This window comes from Streptomyces griseochromogenes (assembly GCF_001542625.1).
Classification (GTDB): domain Bacteria; phylum Actinomycetota; class Actinomycetes; order Streptomycetales; family Streptomycetaceae; genus Streptomyces; species Streptomyces griseochromogenes.
Window position 1 is genome coordinate 76,167 of the sequence record NZ_CP016279.1, and the last position, 25,844, is coordinate 102,010.

Here is a 25,844-nt window from a genome sequence, read left to right on the forward strand (position 1 = left end):
GACGGCCCTTCCTCTCAGGACGGCTCCGGCGGCCCTGACGAGCCCCCGGCACCCGAGCCCCCACCCCTCCCCCCGGCACCCCGCACCGGTGTCGCCGCCCTCTCCCCCCGCTACCAGGTCGGCGCGGCCATAGCCCTCGCGGTCATCGCCGTCGGCGCCTGTGTCCATCTGGTGATGGTGTTCCTGAGCCTTGCGCCGGCGAACACGGTGACCAAGCAGCACGGCAAGGCGATCGAGGAGTGGGTGTACCCGGAGTTCGAGCAGAACTGGAAGCTGTTCGCCCCGAACCCGCTGCAGCAGAACATCGCCGTGCAGGTGCGCGCCGAGGTGCGGATGAAGGACGGCGGCGTGCGCACCACCGGCTGGAACGATCTCTCCGCCCGCGACGGCGCCGCCATCGACGGCAGTCTGGTGCCGAGCCACACCCAGCAGAACGAGCTGCGCCGCGCCTGGGACTTCTTCGTCTCCACGCACGGCCCCGACAACCGGCCCGTGGGCATGCGCGGCGCGCTCTCCGAGCAGTACGTGCGCCGGATCGTCGTGATGCGCCTGTACCGGGAGGACGCGACAAGCCGGGAGGGCGTCATCCAGCGCGTGCAGGTCCGCTCCAGAACCACCAATGTGCAGCCGCCCGGGTGGAGCCGGGAGAAGATCTCCGACAAGCCCTTCTACCGTGTGCTGCCCTGGTGGACGGTGGCGGCCGACGAGGCCGCGGGAGGTGTGCGGTGAACCGTCTCTCCCTGACCCTCTCGCGCGGCATCGCCCGTGTCACCGAGTCGGCGCTCGGCCCGTACCAGAGCGCCGTGATCCGCATCGGTTTCGCGGGGACCTGGCTGCTCTTCCTGCTGCGCGAGTTCCCCCACCGCCAGGAGCTCTACGGGCCCGACGGCCCCTGGAGCTGGGACATGGCCCAGCAGCTGACCTCCGACAACCACGCCTTCACGGCCCTCATGTGGTCCGACGGGAAGGGCTGGTTCGAGGCCTTCTACCTGCTGGCGATCCTCTCCAGCGTGGCGCTGCTGCTCGGCTGGCGCACCCGGACCGCCTCCGTGCTGTTCATGGTGGGCGTGCTGTCGCTGCAGAACCGCAGCGTCTTCGTGGGGGACGGCGGCGACAACGTCCTGCACCTGATGTCGTTCTACCTGGTGTTCACGCGCTGTGGCCGGGTGTGGTCCCTGGACGCGCGGCGGGCGGCCCGCGTCGAGGCAGCACGCGCGCGTGGGGAACAGGTGCGAGCCGACCGCGTCGGGCCGGTGCTGTGGGCGGTGCTCGGTCTCGCGCTCGGCGGTGCGACGCTGGCGGGCCGGTTCGACAACGGCTGGCTGGTGCCCGCGCTGCTGTGGACGGTGTGGGCCGTGCTCGGCCTGTGGTGGGCGGTGCAGCGCCGGGCGAGGTCGAGGGAGCCGCTGATCCTGCTGGACGTGATCGCCAACGTCCTGCACAACGGCGCCCTGTTCGTGATCATGGCGGAGGCCTGCCTGATCTACGCCACGGCCGGCTGGTACAAGATCCAGGGCTCGCGCTGGCAGGACGGCACCGCCGTCTACTACCCGCTCCACCTGGACTACTTCTCGCCCTGGCCGGGTCTCGCCGATCTGATGTCCTCCAGCGGCACGATCATGATGATCGTGACCTACGGGACGGTCATGGTGCAGGTCGCCTTCCCGTTCACGCTGTTCAACCGGAGGGTCAAGAACGTCCTGCTGGTGCTGATGATGACCGAGCACGCCGTGATCGCGATCGTCCTCGGCCTGCCGTTCTTCTCGCTCGCGATGATCACCGCGGACGCGGTGTTCCTGCCCACGTCCTTCCTGCTGCTGCTCGGCGCCTGGGCGGCACGCGCGCGCGAACGGCTGCCGCGGCGCGGTGCCGGCGACCGTACGCTGCCGCGACCGCGCTCCGCCGAGGACAGCCGGTCGGGCCGCGTAGGGTTCACCGCATGACCGACCCCGTGACCCGCTGGCGCGAGCATGCCGAGGGTGCCGTGCTGCTGGACGGCTTCCACGCCCTCAAGCACGCGCTGCGCTTCGGCGCCGAGGTCCCGGTGGCGGTCGCCACCGACCGGCGGGCGGCGCTCGCCCTGGCCGCCGAGCTGGCCGGGGACGTCGAGGACGCGCTGGACGCCCTCCTGACGGAGGTGCCCGAGCAGACCTACGCCTCGCTGGTGCCGCGCCCCCACCCGACCGGGGTGGCCGCCCTGGCCGTACGACCGTCCCGCGAGGCCAATCTGCGGGCGCTCGCGCACACGCCCCGCACCGCGCCCGTGGTGGTCCTCGACAACCCGCGCAACCTCGGCAACGCCGGAGCGGTGATCCGGCTGGCCGCCGGATTCGGGGCGACCGGGGTGGTCACCACGGGCACGCTCGACCCCTGGCACCCCACGGTGGTGCGCGGCGGGGCGGGGCTGCACTTCGCGACCGCCGTGGAACGGCTGGACGTCGGGGAGCTGCCCGCCGGGCCGCTGTTCGCCCTGGACCCGGAGGGCGAGGACATCCGGGGCACCAAGCTGCCGGACGACGCCGTACTGGCCTTCGGGTCGGAGCGCAGTGGCCTGTCGGCCGAGCTGCGCGCGCGTGCCGACCATCTGCTCGCGCTGCCGATGCGCCCCCAGGTCTCCAGCTACAACCTCGCCACCAGCGTGGCGATGACGCTGTACCACTGGAGCGCCACCGGGGCATGAGCCCCGGCCCCAGAGGCTCGGTCGTCGGGCCGTCCGAGGTGCCGGGTGCCGCGCTTTGTCAGGGAGGCGGCGGGGATCCGCCGGCCGACTGCGGCCGGCCGGCGGTCCGACGGTTGTCCGCGGTCAGGCGGTGGTCCCCAGCGGGGCCTCCTTGCGGACCTCCACCACCCGGAAGCGGCTGGCCACGAACGCGCCGTCGGTGAGGGCCGCGTTCGCCGCCGGGTTGCCGCCCGAGCCGTGGAAGTCGGAGAAGGCGGCCGTCTGGTTCACATACACCCCGCCGGTCAGGTTGAGCGAGAGCTGGGCGGACTCCTCCAGGCAGACCTCCTCGACCAGCTGTTCGACCTCGGGGTCGGTGGTGTACGCGCCGACCGTCATCGCGCCCTTCTCGCGGACCGTGCGGCGCAGCAGCTCGACCGCGTCGGTCACCGAGTCGACGGCGACGGCGAAGGAGACGGGGCCGAAGCACTCGCTCATGTAGGCGGCCTCGTCGTCCGGCTTGGCACCGTCCAGCTTGACGATCACGGGCGTGCGGACGACCGCGCCCGGGAACTCGGGGTTGCTGATCTCCCGGGAGGCCAGGGCGACCTCGCCGAGACCGGCGGCCGCCTCCAGGCGGGCCTTCACGTCCGGGTTGACGATCGCGCCGAGCAGGGCGTTCGCGCGCGCGTCGTCGCCGAGCAGCCCGTCGACCGCGCGGGCGAGGTCGGCGGTCACCTCGTCGAAGGTCTTGGGGCCCTCGTCGGTGCGGATGCCGTCGCGCGGGACGACCAGGTTCTGCGGGGTGGTGCACATCTGGCCGCTGTACAGGGACAGCGAGAAGGCCAGGTTGGACAGCATGCCCTTGTAGTTGTCGGTCGACTCCACGATGACCGTGTTGACGCCGGCCTTCTCCGTGTAGACCTGCGCCTGGCGGGCGTTGGCCTCCAGCCAGTCGCCGAAGGAGGTCGAGCCGGTGTAGTCGATGATCCTGATCTCGGGGCGGGTGGCGAGGGTCTTGGCGATGCCCTCGCCGGGGCGCTCGGCGGCCAGCGCGACCAGGTTCGCGTCGAAGCCGGCCTCGGCGAGCACGTCCCGGGCGATCTTGACGGTGAGGGCCAGCGGCAGCACCGCGCGCGGGTGCGGCTTGACCAGGACCGCGTTGCCGGTCGCCAGGGAGGCGAACAGGCCCGGGAAGCCGTTCCAGGTCGGGAAGGTGTTGCAGCCGATGACCAGGCCGATGCCGCGCGGGACCGGCGTGAACCGCTTGGCCAGCGCCAGCGGGTCGCGCTTGCCCTGGGGCTTGGTCCACTCCGCCGTCTCGGGCGTGCGGACCTGCTCCGCGTACGCGTACGCCACCGCCTCCAGGCCGCGGTCCTGGGCGTGCGGGCCGCCCGCCTGGAACGCCATCATGAAGGCCTGTCCGCTGGTGTGCATGACCGCGTGCGCGAACTCGTGCGTCCGGTCGCCGATCCGCTTGAGGATCTCCACGCAGACCACCGCACGCATCTCCGCGCCCGCGTCGCGCCAGGCGCGCTGACCCGCCTTCATCGCGGGCAGCAGCACGTCGATGTCCGCGTGCGGGTAGGTCACGCCCAGCTCGATGCCGTACGGCGAGACCTCGCCGCCGACCCAGTCGTCCGTGCCGGGCTGGCCGAGGTCGAGGCGGGTGCCGAGCAGGGCGTCGAAGGCGGCCTTGCCCGCGGCCGCGTCCAGACTGCCGTGCTCGCCGTACGCCTTGGGGTGCTCGGGGTGAGGGGACCAGTACGCGCGGGTGCGGATCGCCTCCAGGGCCTGATCGAGAGTGGGCCGGTGCTTCGCGATCAGCTCGTCGGGCGTCAGTTGGGCGGCCATGCGGGACCAACTCCTCGTCTGGAGAACTCTTCGTCGAGTTCGACCTGGGCGGAAACAGAGGCGGGAACAGGCAGTCAGAGCTAGAGTAACCGAACGATCGGTCGGGACAAGGGGGTCCGCCGTATCTGTGGAAAACGTCGTGCGGGAGGATCGCGCACATGACAGCACTCGACCTCAGCAGCCCCGTGGCCGTCGTCGGCACCGGCACCATGGGCCAGGGCATCGCCCAGGTCGCGCTGGTGGCCGGCCACCCCGTGCGGCTCTACGACGCCGTTCCCGGGCGCGCCCAGGAGGCGGCCGCGGCGATCGGCGCCCGTCTCGACCGGCTCGTGGCGAAGGACCGGCTCGGCGCCGCCGACCGGGACGCGGCCCTCGCCCGGCTCACGCCCGCGGGCGGTCTCGCCGACCTGGCCGACTGCGCGCTGGTCGTCGAGGCGGTCCTGGAGCGGCTGGACGTCAAGCAGCAGCTCTTTCGCGAGCTGGAGGAGATCGTCGCCGAGGACTGCCTGCTCGCCACCAACACCTCGTCGCTGTCCGTGACGGCCATCGGCGGCGCTCTCCGCAACCCCGGCCGCTTCCTGGGCCTGCACTTCTTCAATCCGGCCCCGCTGCTGCCGCTGGTCGAGGTCGTCTCCGGGTTCGCCACCGACGTCACCTCGGCCACGCGCGCGTACGAGACGGCCCGCTCCTGGGGCAAGACGCCCGTGGCCTGCGCGGACACTCCCGGCTTCATCGTCAACCGCATCGCCCGGCCCTTCTACGCCGAGGCTTTCGCCGTCTACGAGGCCCAGGCCGCCGACCCGGCCACCATCGACGCGGTGCTGCGCGAGTCGGGCGGCTTCAAGATGGGCGCGTTCGAGCTGACCGACCTGATCGGGCAGGACGTGAACGAGTCCGTCACGCACTCCGTGTGGCAGTCGTTCTTCCAGGACGTCCGCTTCACGCCCTCGCTGGCCCAGCGCCGGCTGGTCGAGTCCGGGAGGCTCGGCCGCAAGTCCGGGCACGGCTGGTACGACTACGCCGAGGACGCCGAGCGCGCCGAGCCGCACACCGCCGAGAAGGAGCGGCCGCCCGCGTACGTCGTCACCGAGGGCAGCCTCGGCCCCGCGGCCGAACTCCTTCCGCTGATCCACGAGGCGGGCATCCAGATCCGCGAGGAGGACGAGGACCACGGCACCCGGCTGGTGCTGCCGAGCGGCGGCCAGCTGGTCCTCGCCGACGGCCAGACCTCCGTGGAGTTCCGCGACGTGGTCTACTTCGACCTCGCCTTCGACTACCGCAAGGCCACCCGTATCGCCCTGTCCGCCTCGAACGACACCGCGCAGCAGACTCTCGCCGAGGCCATCGGCCTCTTCCAGGCGCTCGGCAAGGACGTCAGCGTCGTCGGCGACGTTCCCGGCATGATCGTCGCCCGTACGGTCGCCCGGATCGTGGACCTCGCGCACGACGCCGTCGCCAAGGGCGTGGCCACCGAGGAGGACATCGACACCGCGATGCGCCTCGGCGTCAACTACCCGCTCGGCCCGTTCGAGTGGAGCCGCAGGCTCGGCCGCGGCTGGGCCTACGACCTGCTGGACGATCTGCACCTGCGCGACCCCTCCGGCCGGTACGCGCCGTCCCTCGCGCTCTACCGTCACGCGTACGCCACCGACCAGCGGGAGGGCACCCCATGACGACCGTCAAGCGCGACACCTACACCCCCGAGACGCTGCTCTCCGTCGCCGTCCAGGTCTTCAACGAGCGTGGCTACGACGGCACTTCCATGGAGCATCTCTCCCGGGCGGCCGGCATCTCCAAGTCGTCCATCTACCACCACGTCAGCGGCAAGGAGGAGCTGCTGCGCCGGGCCGTCAGCCGGGCGCTGGACGGGCTGTTCGCCATCCTGGAGGAGGAGCACGCGCGCGTGGGGCGCGCCGCGGACCGCCTGGAGCACGTGGTGCGGCGCATGGTCGAGGTGCTCATAGCCGAGCTGCCGTACGTGACACTGCTGCTGCGCGTGCGCGGGAACACCGAGACCGAGCGCTGGGCGCTGGAGCGGCGCCGCGACTTCGACCACCGGGTCGCCGAGCTGCTGAAGGCGGCTGCCGCCGACGGCGACATACGCGGCGACGTGGAGGTGCGGCTGGCCACCCGGCTGGTCTTCGGGATGATCAACTCCGTCGTGGAGTGGTACCGGCCCGAGGCGCGCGGCGCCAGCGGTCCCGAGGTGGCCGACGCCGTGGTCCGGCTGGTCTTCTCGGGGCTGCGCCAGAGCTGACGTCCGGCCCGACGTCAGGTCTCCGGTTCCAGGTCCTCCTCCTCGAACACCAGCAGCGTGCGCGTGCTGAGCACCTCGGGGATCGCCTGGAGCCGGGTGAGCACCAGCTCGCGCAGCGACCGGTTGTCGGGCGTGTGCACCAGGAGCAGGACGTCGAAGTCGCCGCCCACCAGGGCGATGTGGGAGGCGCCGGGCAGCTGTCTGAGCTGCTCGCGGACCGTGCGCCAGGTGTTCTGGACGATCTTCAGCGTGACGTACGCGGACGTGCCGTGCCCCGCCCGCTCGTGGTCGACGCGGGCGCTGAAACCCCGGATCACCCCGTCCTCGACGAGACGGTTGATGCGCGCGTAGGCATTCGCCCGCGAGACATGGACGCGTTCGGCGACCGAACGTATCGACGCACGGCCGTCGGCCTGCAAGATCTTCAGGATGTCCTGGTCGATGGCGTCCAGCGGGCGCGCGGGCGGCAGAGGGGTGCCGTCCTGCGGTCCTTCGGCCATTTGTTCAGCTGCCATGTCCCCCCGCTTCATCGCCGTGGACGTCCTGCATTCATTCCAGGCTGTGGAGAACCGTTTGTCCACAGCCTTGCGGGGCCTGTAGCCAAAATGTGCCGACGACCGAACAATCGGTTGGTGAGGCGAGTCACAGCCGACGCGCCTCCCGTAGCCGCTCCCACGAGGAGGTGCCGTCATGACGGTCATGGAGCAGCGGGGCGCGTACCGGCCATCGCCGCCGCCCGCCTGGCAGCCCCGTATGGACCCCGCGCCGCTGCTGCCCGACGCCGAGCCCTACCGCGTCCTCGGCACCGAAGCGGCCGCCAAGGCCGACCCGGACCTGCTGCGCAGGCTCTACGCCCAGCTGGTGCGCGGCCGGCGGTACAACACCCAGGCCACCGCGCTCACCAAGCAGGGCCGACTCGCCGTCTACCCGTCCAGCACCGGCCAGGAGGCCTGCGAGGTCGCCGCCGCGCTGGCCCTCCAGGAGCGCGACTGGCTCTTCCCCAGCTACCGCGACACCCTCGCCGTCGTCGCCCGGGGCGTGGACCCCGTCGAGGCGCTGACCCTGCTGCGCGGCGACTGGCACACCGGCTACGACCCCTACGCGCACCGGGTGGCTCCCCTGAGCACCCCGCTGGCCACGCAGCTCCCGCACGCCGTCGGCCTCGCGCACGCCGCGCGACTCAAGGGCGACGACGTGGTCGCGCTCGCCATGGTCGGCGACGGCGGCACCAGCGAGGGCGACTTCCACGAGGCGCTGAACTTCGCCGCCGTCTGGCAGGCACCGGTCGTCTTCCTCGTGCAGAACAACGGCTTCGCCATCTCGGTCCCGCTCGCCAAGCAGACCGCCGCACCCTCCCTGGCCCACAAGGCCGTCGGGTACGGCATGCCGGGCCGGCTGGTCGACGGCAACGACGCGGCCGCCGTGCACGAGGTCCTCGGCGACGCCGTACGCCACGCGCGCGCAGGCGGCGGCCCGACCCTGGTGGAGGCGGTGACCTACCGCATCGAGGCCCACACCAACGCCGACGACGCCACCCGCTACCGGGGCGACGCCGAGGTCGAGGCCTGGCGTGCCCACGACCCCGTCCAGCTGCTGGAGAGGGAGCTGACCACACGTGGACTGCTCGACGAGGCCGGCATCGAAAGTGCCCGGCAGGACGCCGAGGCGATGGCCGCCGACCTGCGCGAGCGCATGAACCGGGACCCCGAGCTCGACCCGATGGACCTCTTCGACCACGTCTACGCCGAGACCACCGCGCAACTGCGCGAGCAGCGCGCCCTGTTGCGCGCCGAGCTGGAGGCGGAGCAGAACGACCAGGAAGGCGACCTTCGATGACCACCGTCGCCGTCAAGCCCGCCACCATGGCGCAGGCCCTCACGCGCGCGATGCGCGACGCGATGGCCGCCGACCCCGCCGTGCACGTCATGGGCGAGGACGTCGGCACCCTCGGCGGTGTCTTCCGGGTCACCGACGGCCTCGCCAAGGAGTTCGGCGAGGACCGCTGCACCGACACCCCGCTGGCCGAGGCGGGCATCCTCGGCACCGCCGTCGGCATGGCCATGTACGGCCTGCGCCCGGTGGTGGAGATGCAGTTCGACGCCTTCGCCTACCCGGCCTTCGAGCAACTGATCAGCCACGTCTCGCGGATGCGCAACCGCACCCGCGGCCGGATGCCCCTGCCGATCACCGTCCGGGTCCCCTACGGCGGCGGCATCGGCGGCGTCGAGCACCACAGCGACTCCTCCGAGGCCTACTACATGGCCACCCCGGGCCTCCACGTCGTCACGCCCGCCACCGTCGCCGACGCCTACGGGCTGCTGCGCCAGGCCATAGCCTCCGACGACCCGGTCGTCTTCCTGGAGCCCAAGCGGCTCTACTGGGCGAAGGACACCTGGAACCCCGAGCACCCCACCGAGGTCGAGCCCATCGGGCGCGCGGTGGTGCGCCGCCCGGGCAGCAGCGCCACGCTCATCACCTACGGTCCGTCCCTGCCGGTCTGCCTGGAGGCCGCCGAGGCCGCCCGGGCGGAGGGCTGGGACCTGGAGGTCGTCGACCTGCGCTCCCTGGTGCCGTTCGACGACGAGACGGTCTGCGCGGCCGTCCGGCGCACCGGACGCGCGGTCGTCGTGCACGAGTCGACCGGATTCGGCGGGCCGGGCGGCGAGATCGCGGCCCGCATCACCGAGCGCTGCTTCCACCACCTGGAGGCGCCGGTGCTGCGCGTGGCCGGCTTCGACATCCCCTACCCGCCGCCGATGCTGGAGCGGCACCACCTGCCGGGCGTCGACCGCATCCTGGACGCCGTGGCACGCCTGCAGTGGGAGGCCGAGGGCTGATGGCACAGGTGCTGGAGTTCAAGCTTCCCGACCTCGGCGAGGGACTCACCGAGGCGGAGATCGTCCGCTGGCTGGTGCAGGTCGGTGACGTCGTCGCCATCGACCAGCCGGTCGTGGAGGTCGAGACGGCCAAGGCGATGGTCGAGGTCCCCTGCCCCTACGGCGGCGTGGTCACCGCCCGCTTCGGCGAGGAGGGCACGGAACTTCCCGTGGGCGCGCCGCTGTTGACGGTGGCCGTGGGCCCGTCGGCTCCCGGAGGGGAGGGCGAGGGCTCGGGCAACGTGCTGGTCGGGTACGGCACCTCGGACGCGCCGGCGCGCCGGCGCAGGGTGCGGTCGGCACCCGTGGGGCCGGTCACGGCCGACGGGCCCACCGGTGCGCGGCGGCCGGACCGGCCCGTGGTCTCCACCGGGGCCGGCCACGCGCGCGTGACCGCCGCCCGGACCGAGGGCCCCGTGCCCGTGATCTCCCCCCTGGTCCGCCGCCTCGCCCGCGAGGGCGGCGTGGATCTGCGCCACCTGGCGGGCTCGGGGCCGGAAGGACTGATCCTGCGCGCGGACGTGGAGGAAGCGCTCCGCGCCGGGACGGCCCACCCGGCCGGGGCGCCCGTCGCCGCCGTGGCACAGGCACCGGCCGTCCGTATCTCCCCCGACCGCGACGGCATCCGCACCCCCCTCAAGGGCGTGCGCGGCGCCGTCGCCGACAAGCTCTCCCGCAGCCGCCGGGAGATCCCCGACGCGACCTGCTGGGTCGACGCCGACGCGACGGAACTCATGCGCGCACGGGCCGCGATGAACGCCGCGGGAGCACCGAAGATCTCCCTTCTCGCGCTGCTCGCCCGCATCTGCACCGCCGCCCTCGCACGGCACCCCGAGCTGAACTCCTACGTCGACACCGACGCCCGCGAGGTCGTCCAACTCGACCACGTCCACCTCGGGTTCGCCGCACAGACCGAGCGCGGCCTGGTCGTGCCGGTCGTCCGGGACGCCCACGCGCGCGACGCCGAGTCGCTGACCGCGGAGTTCGCCCGGCTCACCGAGGCCGCACGGACCGGGACGCTGACCCCCGGGGAACTCACTGGCGGGACCTTCACGTTGAACAATTACGGGGTCTTCGGCGTCGACGGCTCCACCCCGATCATCAACCACCCCGAGGCGGCCATGCTCGGCGTCGGCCGCATCGTCCCCAAGCCGTGGGTGCACGAGGGCGAGCTGGCCGTGCGCCAGGTCGTCCAGCTCTCGCTCACCTTCGACCACCGCGTCTGCGACGGCGGCACGGCAGGCGGCTTCCTGCGGTACGTGGCGGACTGCGTGGAACAGCCGGCGGTGCTGCTGCGCACTCTGTGACCCACACGAAAGTCTGGATCGCGGGCCGAGAGGACATACTCGGAGGGTGACCGACACCCCGCCCGCAGCCGACGGGACCACCGCGCCGTACGACGCGGTGGTGCTGGCCGGTGGTGCCGCGCGACGGCTCGGCGGGGCCGACAAGCCAGGGCTGCGGGTCGGCGGGCGGGCGCTGCTCGACCGGGTGCTCGCGGCCTGCGCCGGCGCCCGTACGACCGTCGTCGTGGCCGACGTCCGGTCCACCGCCCGCCCGGTGCGCTGGGCGCGCGAGGAGCCGCCCGGCGCCGGACCGGTCGCCGCCCTGGAGGCCGGTCTGCGCCTCACCACGGCCGAGCACACCGTCGTCCTCTCCGCCGACCTGCCGTTCCTCCGCGCGGCCACGCTGGAGCGGTTGTTGACCACCCTGCGGGACACCGGCGCCGACGGCGCGCTGCTCACCGACCCCGGCGGCCGCGACCAGCCGCTCGTCGCCGCCTACCGCACCGCGGCGCTGCGCCGTGCCCTTGCGGCCCTCGGGGCCGCGCCCGACGGCCTCACCGGCCTGCCCCTGCGCCGGCTGACCGGCGCCCTCGAACTCACCCGCGTCCCGGACCCGCTCGCCTCCTTCGACTGCGACACCTGGGACGACATCGCCGACGCCAGGGCACGCATCAGGGAGCATGGGCACGTGTTGGATGAATGGATCTCCGCAGTCAAGGCCGAGCTGGGCATCGACCTGGACGTCGACACCGGCGTCCTGCTCGACCTTGCCCGTGACGCCGCGCACGGCGTGGCCCGGCCCGCCGCACCGCTGACCACCTTCCTGGTCGGCTATGCCGCAGCCCAAGGCGGGGGAGGCCCCGAGGCCGTCGCCGAGGCCGCCCGCAGGGCCGCCGCACTGGCGCTGCGCTGGGAGGAAGAGAACGCGCAGAACGGCCCGGACGCCGGATGACCGCCCCCGGCACCCGCACCGGAGCGATCGACGAGGACAGCGACGACCTGGCCGTCGAGGAGGCTCTGGCCCTCGTGAGGCAACCCAAGGACGACAGCGAGACGCCGGTGTCCTCCCCCGCAGCCCCGGGCGAGCGGCACAGGGCCACCCCCTGGCCCCAGGCGCGTGAGACCGCCGCCCGCGCCGTCCGCTCGGCCGGCCGCCGTGCTCCTGTCTCCGTCTCCCTCGCCGACGCCCTCGGCCTGGTCCTCGCCGCTCCTCTCGACGCCCTCACCGACCTGCCCTCCTTCGACACCTCCGCGATGGACGGCTGGGCCGTCGCCGGACCGGGCCCCTGGGAGGTGCGGGACGAGGGCGTGCTCGCCGGACATGCGCAGCCCGAGCCGCTGACCGACGGCGAGGCGGTCCGTATCGCGACCGGCGCGCGCATCCCGGCCGACACCACCGCCGTCCTGCGCACCGAACACGGCCGCAGCGACGCCCAGGGCCGCCTCCACGCCACCCGGGAGGTGAGCCACGGCCAGGACATCCGCCCGCGCGGCCAGGAGTGCCGCAACGGCGAGCAGCTGCTGCCCGTCGGCACCCTGGTCACCCCCGCCGTCCTCGGCCTCGCCGCGGCCGCCGGATACGACACCGTCACCGTCGTCCCCCGCCCCCGCGCCGAAGTACTCGTCCTCGGCGACGAACTGCTCACCGAGGGACTCCCGCACGACGGACTGATCCGGGACGCGCTCGGCCCCATGCTGCCGCCCTGGCTGCGCGCGATGGGTGCCGAGGTCACCGCCGTACGCCGACTGGGTGATGACGCCAAGGCCCTGCACAAGGCGCTCACCGCCTCCGACGCCGACCTCGTCCTCACCACCGGCGGCACCGCCGCCGGACCCGTCGACCACGTCCACCCCACCCTGGAACGCATCGGCGCCGAACTCCTCGTCGACGGCGTCAAGGTGCGCCCCGGCCACCCCATGCTGCTCGCCCGCATCAACGAGGACCAGCACCTCGTCGGCCTGCCCGGCAACCCCCTCGCGGCCGTCTCCGGCCTGATCACCCTCGCCGAGCCCCTGCTGCGCACCCTCGCCGCCCGCCCCGCGCCCGAGCCGTACACGCTGCCGCTCACGGAGACGGTGCAGGGACATCCGTACGACACCCGGCTCGTCCCCGTGGTGCTGCGCGGCGACCGTGCCGTACCGCTGCACTACAACGGCCCGGCCATGCTGCGCGGCATCGCCGCCGCCGACGCGCTGGCCGTCGTACCGCCGGGCGGGGCCCCGCAGGGGAAGGAGGCCGAGCTGCTGGACCTGCCCTGGGCGGCGGCCGGAATCGGGGTGTGTTTCACGTGAAACCTCCGGGCCATGACGCCCTTGCCCGCCGGGCGGACGAGGATCCGGTGACCCATCGGGTGAAACTCCCGAGGAAAGTGGTGGAGCGGCCCCTCCGCCAGGTCGCCAAACGGCTGCTCATGGCCCTCGCGGTGCTGGTCGCCACCGCCCTGATCGTCTACGTCGACCGCGACGGCTATCGCGACAGCTCCGACGGCCCGGTGGACCTTCTCGACGCCTTCTACTACGCGACCGTCACCCTCTCCACCACCGGGTACGGCGACATCACCCCGGTCAGCGACGGTGCCCGGCTCACCAACATCTTCGTCATCACGCCGCTGAGGGTGCTGTTCCTGATCATCCTGGTCGGTACCACGCTGGAGGTCCTCACCGAACGCACCCGGGAGGAATGGCGCCTGAACCGCTGGAGGTCCGCGTTGCGTGATCACACCGTCGTCATCGGCTTCGGCACGAAGGGCCGGTCGGCCGTCCAGGCCGTCTGCGCGAACGGGCTGAAGAAAGAGCAGGTCGTCGTGGTCGACCCCAGCTCCAAGGTGATCGACGCGGCGACCGCCGACGGCTATGCGGGCGTCATGGGCGACGCCACCCGCAGCGAGGTGCTCAAACGCGCCGAGGTCCACAAGGCACGGCAGATCATCGTCGCCCCGCAGCGCGACGACACCGCCGTCCTCGTCACCCTGACAGCCCGGCAGCTCAACCGGCGGGCGAAGATCGTGGCCGCCGTGCGCGAGGAGGAGAACGCCCCGCTGCTCAAGCAGTCCGGCGCCGACGCCGTCATCACCAGCTCCGGTGCGGCCGGCCGGCTGCTCGGCCTCTCCGTGCTCAGCCCCGCCGCCGGCATGGTCATGGAGGACCTGATCCAGCAGGGCAGCGGCCTGGACCTCGTCGAACGGCCCGTGGTGCGGGCCGAGGCGGGCAAGTCCCCGCGCGAGACGGACGACCTCGTGGTGAGCGTCGTACGGGGCCACCGGGTGCTCGGCTACGACGACCCGTCCGTCGGCACCCTCCAGCTCACGGACCGTCTGATCACGATCGTCCGGGCGACGCCCGGTACCCGGGTCACCCCGCATCCCCGCCCGCTGCCCGGCGACTGAGCGGGTCTGCCCCGAAGGCGCCACCGGCGGAGAGTAGCGTCGCGTGCATGCATGCGATCACGATTGCCGAACCTGGTGGGCCCGAGGCGCTGGTGTGGGACGAGGTCCCCGATCCGGTGCCCGGCGAGGGCGAAGTGCTGGTCGAGGTGGTGGCCAGCGCCGTCAACCGTGCCGACATCCTGCAGCGGCAGGGCTTCTACAACCCGCCGCCCGGCGCGTCCCCGTACCCCGGCCTGGAGTGCTCCGGCAGGATCGCCGCACTCGGCTCCGGGGTCTCCGGCTGGGCCGTCGGAGACGAGGTGTGCGCGCTGCTCGCCGGCGGCGCTTACGCCGAGAAGGCCGTCGTTCCGGCCGGGCAGCTGCTGCCCGTGCCCGACGGCGTGGACCTGAAGCAGGCGGCCGCCCTGCCCGAGGTGGTCTGCACGGTCTGGTCCAACGTCTTCATGGTCGCCCATCTGCGGCCCGGCGAGACGCTGCTGGTGCACGGCGGCTCCAGCGGCATCGGCACGATGGCGATCCAGCTGGCCAAGGCCGTCGGGGCCAGGGTCGCGGTGACCGCCGGGACGAAGGAGAAGCTGGAGTACTGCGCCGAGCTGGGCGCGGACGTGCTGATCAACTACCGCGAACAGGACTTCGTCGCGGAGATCGAGCGGGCCACGGACGGCGCGGGCGCCGACGTCATCCTCGACAACATGGGCGCCAAGTACCTGGACCGCAATGTGCAGGCCCTCGCGGTCAACGGGCGGCTCGCGATCATCGGCATGCAGGGCGGCATCAAGGGTGAGCTGAACATCGCCGCCCTGCTGAACAAGCGGGCCGCCATCAGCGCGACCTCGCTGCGGGCCCGGCCGCTGAGCGAGAAGGCGGCCATCGTGGCGGCCGTACGCGAGCATGTGTGGCCGTTGTTCGCGAGCGGGCAGATCCGCCCGGTCGTCGACCGAGAACTGCCGATGCCGCAGGCGCCCGAGGCGCACCGGGTGGTGGAGGCGAGCGGCCACATGGGCAAGGTGCTGCTGGTCGCGCCCTAGCGGGCCGCGCCGCGGCCGGCGGCTCAGCTCCGGCGTACCCGCAGGCCCAGGAACGCCAGGCCGAGGCCCAGGCCGATCAGGACCAGGCCGCTGCCCAGCGGCAGGATCCGCAGGGTCTCGTCGGAGGCCTCGCCCTGGTGGACGTCTCCGCGGCTCGTCGGCCGCAGCGGGGGCCGGGCGGGGTTCAGACCGGCCTCCTGGGGCGAGCCGGTGGCCGCCGGCGTCCCGGCCGGGGAGTCCGCGGTCTCCGGCTCCTCCGGGTAGGCGTCCTCCGGGGCGGTCTCCCGCGGGTCCCCGGTGACCGGGCCGGTGTCGTCGTCGCCCTCCTCCTCCGAGGCCGGCCCGTCCGGGCGGCCCGGACGCATCCGGCCCTCCCCGGCCCGGCTCCCGGCCCGTGACGGCTCGGCGGGAGAGGCCGAGCGGGAAGCGGCGCCGACGACCGGCACCGGTGCGGCCGCGGAGGCCGGGGCCCGTGCGCCGGGGGAGGCGGACCGGGTGGGCCGGGCCGAGGGCGCGGGCGGGTCGGGCGGGGCGGCCTGCGCGCCGTAGGCGGGGGCCGCGCCGTACACCGGCACAGCCGTCGCGAGGACGAGCAGCAGCCGGACGAAGCGCAGTATGAGTCGCAGCCATGGAGTCACGTCGGGTGACCTCCCGGAAGCCCAGTCGTCATGACCGACGGAATTCGGACGGAATTCAGCCTCACATTTCATGGCCAACCGGGCATTTCCTATTGGGCCGTCGGGTCTAAACGGTGGATCAGCCGCGCGAGGGGGCACCACGGTGATGAGGTGTGGGCGTGCGAGAGAATGGCGGCATGGAGATGCCGAGGAACGAACGGTCGCCGGAGAATCCGCAGATCCTGGTCGTGGGCCAGGACGGCATGGCGCTCAGCGGCGGCAACGGAGACGAGGACTCCCGCGAGACGCCGGTGACGGACCAGGTGGAACAGCCCGCCAAGGTCATGCGCATCGGCAGCATGATCAAGCAGCTCCTGGAGGAGGTGCGTGTCGCTCCTCTGGACGAGGCGAGCCGGGCCCGGCTCAAGGAGATCCACCGCAGTTCGGTGAAGGAGCTGGAGGACGGCCTCGCCCCTGAGCTGGTCGACGAGCTGGAGCGGCTCTCCCTGCCCTTCATGGACGACGTGACCCCCAGCGACGCGGAACTGCGCATCGCGCAGGCCCAGTTGGTGGGGTGGCTGGAGGGCCTGTTCCACGGGATCCAGACGACGCTGTTCGCCCAGCAGATGGCCGCGCGGGCCCAGCTGGAGCAGATGCGCCGCGCGCTCCCGCCGGGTGTGGGGGGCCACGAGGACGGCGACGACCCCCGGGCCGGAGGCCGCTCGGGCGGACCGTATCTGTAAGCCGTGCACGAAGACGGTCACGCGAAGGGCCCGGCGGACGACCGCCGGGCCCTTCGCCTATGAAGTGATATCCGTCACATCGCGATCGCCGGGCGATCGGTCACCGCGCCGGTCACTGCGGGGGAACGCCCGTCGAGACGGTCAGCTCGACCTTGTCCATGTTCTTCGGGTCGACATCGGTGTCCGGGGAGGGGAACTGGTCGAGGACGGTCCCGTCGCCCCAGGTGTTGTTGTCTTGCTTCTTGATCTTGTACTCCCAGCCCGCGGCCTGGAAACACGCCTTCACGGAGTCGATGTTCTTGTACCGGAAGTCGGGCAGCCGGATCTTGCTCGCGTCCTCGTAGGACTCCTGCGGCTCCGAGCACTCGGTCTTGTCGATCGTCTTGGACGTGTCCGGGCCCCGGTAGCCCGACGGACGGGTCGACGCCGAGGGGCTGGCGCCACCGCCGCCGCCCTCGTTGTCGTCGCCGCCGTTGAGCGTCAGCGCGACGATCAGGCCGACCACCGCGACCAGGGACACCACGATCGAGCCGATGATCACAGGCTTGTTGCTCTTGCCGCCGCCCGCGCCCGCGGACTGGACCGAGGTCTGGGGCGTGAGGTTGTACGGCGGCGGCGTCGCGGAAGCCTGCTGTCCGTACCCCACGGGAGGGGTCTGGTAGCCGCCCTGCTGCGGATAGCCGTACGCCGGGGCCGGGGCCGGGGCCGGGGTGGGCGCCGGGGTGCCGTACGGGCCCGGAGCCGGAGTCGGCTGGTACGGCGTCTGCACCGGGCCGGTGGGCGACTGGGGCGACTGGCCGACCGGCGGGAACACCGCGGAGCCGACGCCCGAGCCGCTCTGCGTCGGGCCGGAGCCCGGCACGATGCTCGGCGCCGACCCCTGGAGGGAGGCGGCGACCCGGAGGCACTCGTCGCGCATGGACTCCGAGGTCGGGAAGCGCTCGTTCGGGTTCTTCTTCAGCGCGCGGGCGACCAGTGCGTCCACCGCCGGGGGCAGCGAGCGGTTGATCGAGGAAGGAGCCACCGGCTCCTCCTGTACATGCGCGTACGCGATCGCCAGCGGGGAGTCCGCGTCGAACGGCAGCCGGCCGGTGACCAGCTGGAACAGCATGATGCCGACCGAGTACAGATCGGACCGGGCGTCCACGCCCCGGCCGAGGGCCTGCTCGGGCGAGAGGTACTGCGGGGTGCCGACGACCATGCCGGTCTGGGTCATCGAGGTGACCCCGGACTGCATGGCGCGGGCGATGCCGAAGTCCATGACCTTGACCACGCCGCGCTTGGTCATCATCACGTTGCCCGGCTTGATGTCGCGGTGGACCAGCCCCATCTCGTGGCTGATCTCCAGCGCGGCCAGCACATCCGCGGTGATCTTCAGGGCCTTGTCGGCGGGCATCGCGCCGTACTGCCGGATGTCCTCGTCCAGGACCGAACCCAGCGGGCGGCCCTCGACGTACTCCATGACGATGTACGGCGTCGTCATGCCGCCGAGGTCGTCCTCGCCGGTGTCGAAGACGGAGACGATGTTGGTGTGCGTGAGCTTGGCCACGGCCTGGGCCTCGCGGCGAAAGCGCTCGCGGAAGGCCTGCTCCCGGCCCAGCTCGGTGTGCAGCGTCTTGATCGCGACCTGGCGGTCCAGCACGGCGTCGTACGCCAGGTGCACCGAGGCCATGCCGCCTTCGCCGAGCAAGTCGCGCAGCTGGTAGCGGCCGCCGGCCAGCGACTGCCCCGTGTACCGGCCGTGTGCGCCGTCCTGGCTCATCTTTCCGTGTCCCCCACTGGCCGTCCGGCGCCGTCGCCTGGCGAACATGCCTTGATCGAATGTGTCATTCCCGGCCAAGTCTGCCCCAGGGCACCGACACGTCAAGCGCGGTGCCCGTTCCGTGACCGTACGCGAAAGAAGCGTCGCGGAAGCGTTACAGCGGAAGTACGACGAGCACACAGAATTTGCACGACAGCGCGTGCTACGGGTTTCATGGCCGGTCGTTCCCGGGCCGGTCCAGGTACCGATCCCGGACCGGAGGCTTGCGCGGAGGCTGTAGCGTGGCCGACGGAGACCGTAACAACACCGCGCGCACCGCGGGCAGAAACGACGGCGAGGACCGATGGCACAGACGCACAGCGCCCAGGGCCCGTCCGACCCCGAGGCGACTGGCGGCGGCATGTCAGACACGCCGGAGATGTGGGGCAACGGAGGGCTCGTCGGCGACGGCCGGTACCGGCTCACACACCGGCTGGGCCGGGGCGGCATGGCCGAGGTGTTCGCGGCCGAGGACGTCCGTCTGGGCCGCACCGTCGCGGTCAAGCTGCTCCGTGCCGACCTGGCCGAGGACCCGACGTCCAAGGCCCGCTTCACGCGCGAGGCCCAGTCGGTGGCCGGGCTCAACCACCACGCGATCGTCGCCGTGTACGACTCCGGCGAGGACTACGTGGGCGGCCAGTCCGTGCCGTACATCGTGATGGAGCTGGTCGAGGGCCGCACCATCCGCGACCTGCTGATGAACGCCGAGGCGCCGGGCCCCGAGCAGGCCCTGATCATCGTCTCCGGGGTGCTGGAGGCCCTCGCCTACTCGCACCAGCACGGCATCGTGCACCGCGACATCAAGCCCGCGAACGTGATCATCACGCACAACGGCGCGGTCAAGGTGATGGACTTCGGCATCGCCCGCGCCCTGCACGGCGCGTCGACGACGATGACGCAGACCGGCATGGTCATGGGCACCCCGCAGTACCTCTCCCCGGAGCAGGCGCTCGGCAAGGCCGTCGACCACCGCTCCGACCTGTACGCGACCGGCTGTCTGCTGTACGAACTGCTCGCGCTCAGGCCCCCGTTCACCGGCGAGACCCCGCTGTCGGTGGTCTACCAGCACGTCCAGGACATCCCGACCCCGCCCTCCGAGTTCTCCGACGGCTGCCCGCCGGAGCTGGACGGCATGGTCATGCGCTCGCTCGCCAAGGAACCCGACGACCGGTTCCAGACGGCCGAGGAGATGCGCGGCATGGTCCAGTACAGCCTGCAGATGCTGTACGACCAGGGCGGCCACACCGGCACCTGGAACACCGGTCCGGTGACGGCGCACGACGGCCGGCACACCCCGGCGGGCGGCTTCACGGGGACGACCGCGATGCAGCACCCGGGCGAGTTCGGCGCCGGCACCGCGCAGATCCCGCAGCCGATCCTGCCCGCCGGATACGGCCACGGGGACGACGGCGGCTTCGAGGGACACGGCAACAGGGGCAGCGGCCGCGGCAAGCTGTGGATCCTCGCCGTCTTCGCGGTGATCGCGATCGCGGCGGGCGTCGCGCTCGCGCTCCGGCACCAGGACACCGGCAGCGGCGCCCCCACCACTCCGAAGCCGAGCCATTCGAAGACCCACAAGGACGACAAGCCCTCCGTGACGCCGTCGGACGACACCACCGACCAGCCCACGGACCCCGGCACGGACACCGGGTCGGACACGGGCACCGGCTCCGCCCCGGAGCCGTCGTACTCGCAGCCGTCCACCCCGTCCGAACCGACCAGTTCCGACCCGACCGACGCGCCGACCGACGCGCCGACCTCCGAGGGACCGACGGATCCCGCGACCACCCCGTCGGACCCGACGGACCCGGCGGACGGCGGCACCGACGTGGGGACCACGGTCGGCGGCACGGACGCGGGCACCACGGACGGCACCACCGCCGGCGACGGAACTTGAAGGCCACCGACGCCGACCGCCGCGGCCACGCCCTGAGCCGCCGTGGCCCCGCCTAGGCGGCGCCACGGCCCTGCCTAGGCGACGAACGCGTCGCACACCGCGTCGTACTCCCGCGTCCACCACACCACGAGCGCCGAGGCGGCCGGGAACTGGCAGTCCGCGCGGGTGTCGCCGCGCTCGTAGTGCCAGCGCAGCATCCAGAAGTCGTTCAGGCGCTCCCACCACACCCGGTGCACCGCCGCGGCCAGCTCCGAGGGCGTGGCCCCGGCCGCGCGCCGGTACGCGCGCGCGTACGCCCGCACCTTGGGCAGGTCCAGCGCGCCCGCGGGCCGTACGAAGAAGATCGCGGCGGCGCGTACCGCCTCCTCGGCGCGGGGCTGCACGCCGAGCCGGTCCCAGTCGACGATGGCGGCGGGGGCATCGCCCTTGTAGAGCAGGTTGAACGGGTGGAAGTCGCCGTGCACCCAGCCCACCGAGCCGCCGCGCGGCGGACGCCGTTCGGCGTGCTGCTCCAGCAGGGCACGGCGCTCCAGGAGCCGGTGGCGGGCCAGTTCGTCGAAGGCGTCGGCGGGGCGTCGGCGGCGCACCTGGGCGAGCAGGTCGTCGATGACGGCGAAGGTGGCGGCCGGATCGGCGCTCTTCACGGGATGCGGGCCGGTGGCCGGGCGGGTGCGCCCCTTGGGGGGCATCACGCGCTCCAGGCAGGCGTGCACGGCGCCCAGGAGCGCCCCGAGGCGCGCGCTCTCCCCCCGGGTGAGCTGGCCGCCGTGGCGGTGGCGGCCGTCGATCCAGGGGTGCAGGGCGTAGGCGTGGCCGCCGACGACGGCGACGGTACGGCCCTCGCGGTGCGCGAGCGGCGGGGCGACCGGGACGCCGAGGTCGGCCAGACGCTGGGTGGCCCGGTGCCGGCGCTCGATGGCGGCGGGGTCGGCGGTGTCCGGGTCGAAGTGGTGCTTGAGGAAGTAGCGGCCGCGCGTGGTGCTCAGCCGGTAGCCGCGGTTGAGGAGGCCCTGGTCGACCGGATCGCAGGTGAGGGCGCTACCGGCGGCGTACAGACGCAGCAAGGCGCCCAGAGGGGGCGCGTGGGGCACTAGGGGTGGTACAGATGAGCGCGGCACGCGCCAGATGTTAGGGCACGTAAAGCGCCTGTGAGCTGGGGCTTGTCACAGGCAGTCGCCGACGGTCGCTTTCGGTCATACGGTGTGTCAAAAATTCGGTCAAACCGTCCGGCGGAAATGCCGCCCGCATTAGGGCCGGAGACGTAATTCTTGATCGTTTTCTCGGTGGGGTGCGGTCATGGGTCCGGCGCACCGTCACATCGGGCCCTGTGTCCGGAATACGCACCGGTTCGACGGCCGCCGCACCGGCCTCACCGACGACCTGGATCCCCGGTTCGACCGACGGTGTCTCGCATGGTCGTCGAACAGAAATACCAGGACTTTTCCATCTTCGTGCACGAGGTGAGTGTCACACAAAGGCTCTTCCCGTGTCCCGGGTCGCCGGGATAACGTGCCGTAGCTCCGGCCTCCTGCAAGGCTGTGACCAGCGCTCTTCCGAGCCATGCGGATTTACTTGGAAATCCAAGCAAAAACGCAGGTCAGGAGGGGTTTCACAGAAATGTGGAGCACTGGGTAACGTAAAAGTCGCAGGGCGCTCGCCGGGGCACCTGTCACGCCTGTTCCCGGCCGAGTGGCACCCACCCCGTGCCCGGTGGTCGACAACAGGTGAGCCGCACTGGCCTACCGGCAACCCCGGGGGCCGGAACGACGGAGGAGCACACGTGACCGTGGACAGCAGTGCCGCGCGCAAGCCGCGACGCAGCGCCGCAGGCAAGGCCGGCACCACCGGCAGCAGGACCGGGACCACCGGCACCAAGCGCACCACCAAGAAGAGCACCGACCCGGAGCTCGTGCAGCTTCTGACGCCCGAGGGCAAGCGGGTCAAGAACGCCGAGTACGACGGCTACGTCGCCCAGATCACCGCCGACGAACTGCGCGGCCTGTACCGCGACATGGTGCTCACCCGCCGCTTCGACGCCGAGGCCACCGCCCTGCAGCGCCAGGGCGAGCTGGGCCTGTGGGCCTCGCTGCTCGGCCAGGAGGCCGCCCAGATCGGCTCCGGCCGCGCCCTGCGCGACGACGACTACGTCTTCCCGACCTACCGCGAGCACGGCGTCGCCTGGTGCCGCGGGGTCGACCCGACCAACCTGCTCGGGATGTTCCGCGGCGTGAACAACGGCGGCTGGGACCCCAACAGCAACAACTTCCACCTGTACACGATCGTCATCGGCTCGCAGACGCTGCACGCCACCGGCTACGCGATGGGTATCACCAAGGACGGAGCGGACTCGGCCGTCATCGCCTACTTCGGCGACGGCGCCTCCAGCCAGGGCGACGTGGCGGAGTCGTTCACCTTCTCCGCGGTCTACAACGCCCCCGTGGTGTTCTTCTGCCAGAACAACCAGTGGGCCATCTCCGAGCCCACCGAGAAGCAGAGCCGCGTGCCGCTGTACCAGCGCGCCCAGGGCTTCGGCTTCCCGGGCGTGCGCGTGGACGGCAACGACGTGCTCGCCTGCCTCGCGGTCACCAAGTGGGCGCTGGAGCGTGCCCGCAACGGCGAGGGCCCGACCCTGGTCGAGGCCTACACCTACCGCATGGGTGCCCACACCACCTCCGACGACCCGACCCGCTACCGCGGTGACGAGGAGCGGCTGGCCTGGGAGGCCAAGGACCCGATCCTGCGCCTTCGCCGGTACCTGGAGGTCTCAAACCACGCGGACGAGGGATTCTTCGCGGAACTCGAGAGCGAGTCCGAGGCGTTGGGCAGGCGAGTGCGCGAAGCGGTCCGTGCCATGCCGGACCCGGACCACTTCGCCATCTTCGAGAACGTGTACGCGGACGGGCACGCGCTCGTCGACGAGGAGCGAGCCCAGTTCGCCGCCTACCAGGCGTCGTTCGCGGACGCAGAGGCAGAGGGGGTCTGATCATGGCAGCCGAGACCAAGACCATGGCGCTGGCCAAGGCGATCAACGAGTCGCTGCGCCGCGCCCTGGAGACGGACCCCAAGGTCCTCGTCATGGGCGAGGACGTCGGCAAGCTCGGCGGTGTCTTCCGGGTCACCGACGGTCTGCAGAAGGACTTCGGCGAGAGCCGCGTCATCGACACCCCGCTCGCCGAGTCGGGCATCGTCGGCACCGCGATCGGCCTCGCGCTGCGCGGCTACCGCCCGGTGGTGGAGATCCAGTTCGACGGCTTCGTCTTCCCGGCCTACGACCAGATCGTCACCCAGCTCGCGAAGATGCACGCCCGCGCCCTGGGCAAGGTCAAGATGCCGGTCGTCATCCGCATCCCCTACGGCGGCGGCATCGGCGCGGTCGAGCACCACTCCGAGTCCCCCGAGGCGCTGTTCGCGCACGTGGCCGGCCTGAAGATCGTCAGCCCGTCCAACGCGTCGGACGCCTACTGGATGATGCAGCAGGCCATCCAGAGCGACGACCCGGTGATCTACTTCGAGCCCAAGCGCCGCTACTGGGACAAGGGCGAGGTCAGCACCGACGCCATCCCCGGCCCGCTGCACAAGGCGCGGGTCGTCCGCGAGGGCACGGACCTCACCCTGGCCGCCTACGGACCGATGGTGAAGCTGTGCCAGGAGGTCGCGGACGCGGCGGCCGAGGAGGGCAAGTCCCTGGAGGTCCTGGACCTGCGCTCGGTGTCCCCGCTGGACTTCGACTCGATCCAGGCCTCGGTCGAGAAGACCCGCCGTCTGGTCGTCGTCCACGAGGCGCCGGTGTTCTTCGGCTCCGGTGCGGAGATCGCCGCCCGGATCACGGAGCGCTGCTTCTACCACCTGGAGGCCCCGGTGCTCCGGGTCGGCGGCTACCACGCCCCGTACCCGCCGGCGCGCCTGGAGGAGGAGTACCTGCCGGGTCTGGACCGGGTGCTCGACGCCGTCGATCGTGCCCTGGCGTACTGAGGAGAGGGTTCGTGACGACGATGACGGAAGCTTCCGTACGCGAGTTCAAGATGCCCGACGTGGGCGAGGGACTCACCGAGGCCGAGATCCTCAAGTGGTACGTCCAGCCGGGTGACACGGTCACCGACGGCCAGGTGGTGTGCGAGGTCGAGACCGCCAAGGCGGCCGTCGAACTCCCCATCCCCTACGACGGCGTGGTCCGGGAGCTGCGCTTCCCCGAGGGCACCACGGTGGACGTGGGCACGGCCATCATCGCCGTGGACGTCTCCGGCGGCGCGCCCGCCGGGGCGCCTGCCGAGCAGCCCGTGGCGGAGCAGCCGAAGGCGGCCCCCAAGGAGCCCGAGGCCAAGCCGCAGGGCCGCACGCCGGTCCTGGTCGGCTACGGCGTGGCGGCCTCCTCCACCAAGCGCCGCCCGCGCAAGAGCTCCGGGGCCACCGTCCCGGCGGCCGCCCAGGCGATCCAGACCGAGCTGAACGGCCACGGCGCCCCGGCCGTCCAGGACCGGCCCCGCCCGCTGGCCAAGCCGCCGGTGCGCAAGCTGGCGAAGGACCTCGGCGTCGACCTCGCCACGATCACACCGTCCGGCCCGGACGGCGTGATCACCCGCGAGGACGTCCACGCGGCGGCGGCCCCCCAGGCCGCCACGACCGCCGTTCCGGCCGTCGTGGAAGCCCCCGCCCCCGCCCTCGCCACCGCCCCCGCTCCGGTCGCGTCCTACGACGGCACCCGTGAGACCCGCGTCCCGGTCAAGGGCGTCCGCAAGGCCACCGCCCAGGCCATGATCGGCTCGGCGTTCACGGCCCCGCATGTCACGGAGTTCGTGACGGTGGACGTGACACGCACGATGAAGCTGGTCGAGGAGCTCAAGCAGGACAAGGAGTTCCAGGGCCTGCGGGTGAACCCGCTGCTGCTGATCGCCAAGGCGCTGCTGGTCGCGATCAAGCGCAACCCGGACATCAACGCGTCCTGGGACGAGGCGAGCCAGGAGATCGTGCTCAAGCACTACGTCAACCTGGGCATCGCGGCGGCCACCCCTCGTGGCCTGATCGTCCCGAACATCAAGGACGCCCAGGCCAAGACGCTCCCGCAACTGGCCGAGTCCCTGGGCGAGCTGGTGTCGACGGCCCGCGAGGGCAGGACGTCCCCGGCGGCGATGCAGGGCGGCACGGTGACCATCACCAACGTCGGCGTCTTCGGCGTCGACACCGGTACACCGATCCTCAACCCCGGCGAGTCGGCGATCCTCGCGGTCGGCGCGATCAAGCTCCAGCCGTGGGTCCACAAGGGCAAGGTGAAGCCGCGCCAGGTGACGACGCTCGCGTTGAGCTTCGACCACCGTCTGGTCGACGGCGAGCTGGGCTCCAAGGTCCTCGCCGACGTGGCGGCGATTCTGGAGCAGCCGAAGCGGTTGATCAGCTGGGCCTGACGGCTCTCGCCGGGTAGCCTCTGAGGCTTGAAGGGGGCGGC

Annotated in this window: 22 protein-coding genes; 17 read left to right on the top strand and 5 right to left on the bottom strand. The window is 72.2% G+C overall.

Translation table 11 applies throughout. From position 1 onward, the window contains the following. Nucleotides 1-174: 174 nt before the first annotated feature. From AVL59_RS56250 to AVL59_RS00370, 3 genes are read left to right on the top strand one after another with little or no spacing between them, the layout of a single operon-like run. The gene (locus AVL59_RS56250) at nucleotides 175-729 is read left to right on the top strand and encodes a DUF5819 family protein (RefSeq protein WP_372450373.1); all 555 of its coding nucleotides are present in this window, start codon (nucleotides 175-177) and stop codon (nucleotides 727-729) included. Beyond that, complete coding sequence (locus AVL59_RS00365) at nucleotides 726-1,943, top strand: HTTM domain-containing protein (RefSeq protein WP_067299211.1); 1,218 nt, start codon at nucleotides 726-728, stop codon at nucleotides 1,941-1,943. The genes AVL59_RS56250 and AVL59_RS00365 overlap by 4 nt, the downstream gene beginning before the upstream one ends. Then, nucleotides 1,940-2,680: a TrmH family RNA methyltransferase gene (locus AVL59_RS00370; RefSeq protein ID WP_067299212.1), complete on the top strand. Its 741-nt coding sequence runs from the start codon at nucleotides 1,940-1,942 to the stop codon at nucleotides 2,678-2,680. The genes AVL59_RS00365 and AVL59_RS00370 overlap by 4 nt, the downstream gene beginning before the upstream one ends. 123 nt (nucleotides 2,681-2,803) lie before the next feature. On the opposite strand, the gene paaN is transcribed toward AVL59_RS00370, so the two are convergent. Further along, nucleotides 2,804-4,513 (bottom strand): phenylacetic acid degradation protein PaaN, encoded by a 1,710-nt coding sequence (gene paaN / locus AVL59_RS00375; protein WP_067299213.1) that lies wholly within the window; start codon nucleotides 4,511-4,513, stop codon nucleotides 2,804-2,806. Nucleotides 4,514-4,671: 158 nt separating this feature from the next. Here paaN and AVL59_RS00380 point away from each other — a divergent pair, with 158 nt between their 5' ends. After that, nucleotides 4,672-6,186 (top strand): 3-hydroxyacyl-CoA dehydrogenase, encoded by a 1,515-nt coding sequence (locus AVL59_RS00380; protein WP_067299214.1) that lies wholly within the window; start codon nucleotides 4,672-4,674, stop codon nucleotides 6,184-6,186. Then, the gene (locus tag AVL59_RS00385; RefSeq protein ID WP_067299215.1) at nucleotides 6,183-6,770 is read left to right on the top strand and encodes a TetR/AcrR family transcriptional regulator; all 588 of its coding nucleotides are present in this window, start codon (nucleotides 6,183-6,185) and stop codon (nucleotides 6,768-6,770) included. The genes AVL59_RS00380 and AVL59_RS00385 overlap by 4 nt, the downstream gene beginning before the upstream one ends. Nucleotides 6,771-6,784: 14 nt before the next feature. On the opposite strand, the gene AVL59_RS00390 is transcribed toward AVL59_RS00385, so the two are convergent. After that, entirely contained in the window at nucleotides 6,785-7,285 is a 501-nt protein-coding gene (locus tag AVL59_RS00390) for an Lrp/AsnC family transcriptional regulator (protein ID WP_372450372.1), read from the bottom strand. Between the two features lie 175 nt (nucleotides 7,286-7,460). Between AVL59_RS00390 and pdhA (AVL59_RS00395) the strand changes: the two genes are divergently transcribed. Genes pdhA (AVL59_RS00395) through AVL59_RS00425 form a run of 7 tightly spaced genes read left to right on the top strand, consistent with a single transcriptional unit; the run spans nucleotide 7,461 to nucleotide 15,346 of the window. After that, complete coding sequence (gene pdhA, locus AVL59_RS00395; RefSeq protein WP_067299217.1) at nucleotides 7,461-8,606, top strand: pyruvate dehydrogenase (acetyl-transferring) E1 component subunit alpha; 1,146 nt, start codon at nucleotides 7,461-7,463, stop codon at nucleotides 8,604-8,606. Beyond that, the gene (locus tag AVL59_RS00400; RefSeq protein ID WP_067299218.1) at nucleotides 8,603-9,607 is read left to right on the top strand and encodes an alpha-ketoacid dehydrogenase subunit beta; all 1,005 of its coding nucleotides are present in this window, start codon (nucleotides 8,603-8,605) and stop codon (nucleotides 9,605-9,607) included. Before pdhA (AVL59_RS00395) ends, AVL59_RS00400 begins: the two co-directional genes overlap by 4 nt. Beyond that, complete coding sequence (locus tag AVL59_RS00405) at nucleotides 9,607-10,953, top strand: dihydrolipoamide acetyltransferase family protein (protein WP_067299219.1); 1,347 nt, start codon at nucleotides 9,607-9,609, stop codon at nucleotides 10,951-10,953. The genes AVL59_RS00400 and AVL59_RS00405 overlap by 1 nt, the downstream gene beginning before the upstream one ends. Nucleotides 10,954-10,999: 46 nt before the next feature. Then, nucleotides 11,000-11,884, top strand: a complete 885-nt coding sequence (locus AVL59_RS00410; RefSeq protein ID WP_067299220.1) for an NTP transferase domain-containing protein — start codon at nucleotides 11,000-11,002, stop codon at nucleotides 11,882-11,884. After that, entirely contained in the window at nucleotides 11,881-13,224 is a 1,344-nt protein-coding gene (locus AVL59_RS00415) for a molybdopterin molybdotransferase MoeA (RefSeq protein WP_067299221.1), read from the top strand. Before AVL59_RS00410 ends, AVL59_RS00415 begins: the two co-directional genes overlap by 4 nt. After that, complete coding sequence (locus AVL59_RS00420; protein ID WP_237281403.1) at nucleotides 13,221-14,318, top strand: potassium channel family protein; 1,098 nt, start codon at nucleotides 13,221-13,223, stop codon at nucleotides 14,316-14,318. Before AVL59_RS00415 ends, AVL59_RS00420 begins: the two co-directional genes overlap by 4 nt. 47 nt (nucleotides 14,319-14,365) lie before the next feature. Next, complete coding sequence (locus AVL59_RS00425; protein ID WP_067299223.1) at nucleotides 14,366-15,346, top strand: NAD(P)H-quinone oxidoreductase; 981 nt, start codon at nucleotides 14,366-14,368, stop codon at nucleotides 15,344-15,346. Nucleotides 15,347-15,369: 23 nt separating this feature from the next. Here the strand turns inward: AVL59_RS00425 and AVL59_RS00430 are convergent, their stop codons facing one another. Continuing rightward, nucleotides 15,370-15,984: a hypothetical protein gene (locus AVL59_RS00430; RefSeq protein ID WP_067299224.1), complete on the bottom strand. Its 615-nt coding sequence runs from the start codon at nucleotides 15,982-15,984 to the stop codon at nucleotides 15,370-15,372. A 176-nt stretch (nucleotides 15,985-16,160) separates the two neighbouring features. Between AVL59_RS00430 and AVL59_RS00435 the strand changes: the two genes are divergently transcribed. Beyond that, complete coding sequence (locus tag AVL59_RS00435) at nucleotides 16,161-16,706, top strand: bacterial proteasome activator family protein (protein WP_067299225.1); 546 nt, start codon at nucleotides 16,161-16,163, stop codon at nucleotides 16,704-16,706. A gap of 112 nt (nucleotides 16,707-16,818) precedes the next feature. Here the strand turns inward: AVL59_RS00435 and AVL59_RS00440 are convergent, their stop codons facing one another. Then, nucleotides 16,819-18,468, bottom strand: a complete 1,650-nt coding sequence (locus AVL59_RS00440) for a protein kinase domain-containing protein (protein ID WP_067299226.1) — start codon at nucleotides 18,466-18,468, stop codon at nucleotides 16,819-16,821. 343 nt (nucleotides 18,469-18,811) lie between these two features. On the opposite strand from AVL59_RS00440, the gene AVL59_RS00445 reads away from it, so the two are divergent. Then, nucleotides 18,812-20,404, top strand: a complete 1,593-nt coding sequence (locus tag AVL59_RS00445; protein ID WP_079146454.1) for a protein kinase domain-containing protein — start codon at nucleotides 18,812-18,814, stop codon at nucleotides 20,402-20,404. A 74-nt stretch (nucleotides 20,405-20,478) separates the two neighbouring features. Here AVL59_RS00445 and AVL59_RS00450 read toward each other — a convergent pair whose 3' ends face one another. Beyond that, nucleotides 20,479-21,495 carry a phosphotransferase gene (locus tag AVL59_RS00450; protein WP_208870567.1) on the bottom strand — a complete coding sequence of 339 codons (1,017 nt, stop codon included), beginning with the start codon at nucleotides 21,493-21,495 and terminating at the stop codon, nucleotides 20,479-20,481. 689 nt (nucleotides 21,496-22,184) lie between these two features. On the opposite strand from AVL59_RS00450, the gene pdhA (AVL59_RS00455) reads away from it, so the two are divergent. From pdhA (AVL59_RS00455) to AVL59_RS00465, 3 genes are read left to right on the top strand one after another with little or no spacing between them, the layout of a single operon-like run. Beyond that, entirely contained in the window at nucleotides 22,185-23,387 is a 1,203-nt protein-coding gene (pdhA, locus tag AVL59_RS00455; protein WP_067299227.1) for a pyruvate dehydrogenase (acetyl-transferring) E1 component subunit alpha, read from the top strand. A gap of 2 nt (nucleotides 23,388-23,389) precedes the next feature. Next, the gene (locus AVL59_RS00460) at nucleotides 23,390-24,376 is read left to right on the top strand and encodes an alpha-ketoacid dehydrogenase subunit beta (RefSeq protein WP_067299228.1); all 987 of its coding nucleotides are present in this window, start codon (nucleotides 23,390-23,392) and stop codon (nucleotides 24,374-24,376) included. A gap of 11 nt (nucleotides 24,377-24,387) precedes the next feature. Continuing rightward, nucleotides 24,388-25,803 (top strand): dihydrolipoamide acetyltransferase family protein, encoded by a 1,416-nt coding sequence (locus AVL59_RS00465; RefSeq protein ID WP_067299229.1) that lies wholly within the window; start codon nucleotides 24,388-24,390, stop codon nucleotides 25,801-25,803. Nucleotides 25,804-25,844: the final 41 nt, after the last annotated feature.

What these genes read in the sequence shown, in the direction of transcription:
- AVL59_RS56250 (WP_372450373.1), top strand. Translation starts at nt 175, where the DNA reads ATGGTGTTCCTGAGCCTTGCGCCGGCGAACACGGTGACCAAGCAGCAC.
- AVL59_RS00370 (WP_067299212.1), top strand. Translation starts at nt 1,940, where the DNA reads ATGACCGACCCCGTGACCCGCTGGCGCGAGCATGCCGAGGGTGCCGTG.
- paaN (WP_067299213.1), bottom strand. Translation starts at nt 4,513, where the DNA reads ATGGCCGCCCAACTGACGCCCGACGAGCTGATCGCGAAGCACCGGCCC.
- AVL59_RS00380 (WP_067299214.1), top strand. Translation starts at nt 4,672, where the DNA reads ATGACAGCACTCGACCTCAGCAGCCCCGTGGCCGTCGTCGGCACCGGC.
- AVL59_RS00385 (WP_067299215.1), top strand. Translation starts at nt 6,183, where the DNA reads ATGACGACCGTCAAGCGCGACACCTACACCCCCGAGACGCTGCTCTCC.
- AVL59_RS00390 (WP_372450372.1), bottom strand. Translation starts at nt 7,285, where the DNA reads ATGGCAGCTGAACAAATGGCCGAAGGACCGCAGGACGGCACCCCTCTG.
- pdhA (WP_067299217.1), top strand. Translation starts at nt 7,461, where the DNA reads ATGACGGTCATGGAGCAGCGGGGCGCGTACCGGCCATCGCCGCCGCCC.
- AVL59_RS00400 (WP_067299218.1), top strand. Translation starts at nt 8,603, where the DNA reads ATGACCACCGTCGCCGTCAAGCCCGCCACCATGGCGCAGGCCCTCACG.
- AVL59_RS00405 (WP_067299219.1), top strand. Translation starts at nt 9,607, where the DNA reads ATGGCACAGGTGCTGGAGTTCAAGCTTCCCGACCTCGGCGAGGGACTC.
- AVL59_RS00415 (WP_067299221.1), top strand. Translation starts at nt 11,881, where the DNA reads ATGACCGCCCCCGGCACCCGCACCGGAGCGATCGACGAGGACAGCGAC.
- AVL59_RS00425 (WP_067299223.1), top strand. Translation starts at nt 14,366, where the DNA reads ATGCATGCGATCACGATTGCCGAACCTGGTGGGCCCGAGGCGCTGGTG.
- AVL59_RS00435 (WP_067299225.1), top strand. Translation starts at nt 16,161, where the DNA reads ATGGAGATGCCGAGGAACGAACGGTCGCCGGAGAATCCGCAGATCCTG.
- AVL59_RS00440 (WP_067299226.1), bottom strand. Translation starts at nt 18,468, where the DNA reads ATGAGCCAGGACGGCGCACACGGCCGGTACACGGGGCAGTCGCTGGCC.
- AVL59_RS00445 (WP_079146454.1), top strand. Translation starts at nt 18,812, where the DNA reads ATGGCACAGACGCACAGCGCCCAGGGCCCGTCCGACCCCGAGGCGACT.
- AVL59_RS00460 (WP_067299228.1), top strand. Translation starts at nt 23,390, where the DNA reads ATGGCAGCCGAGACCAAGACCATGGCGCTGGCCAAGGCGATCAACGAG.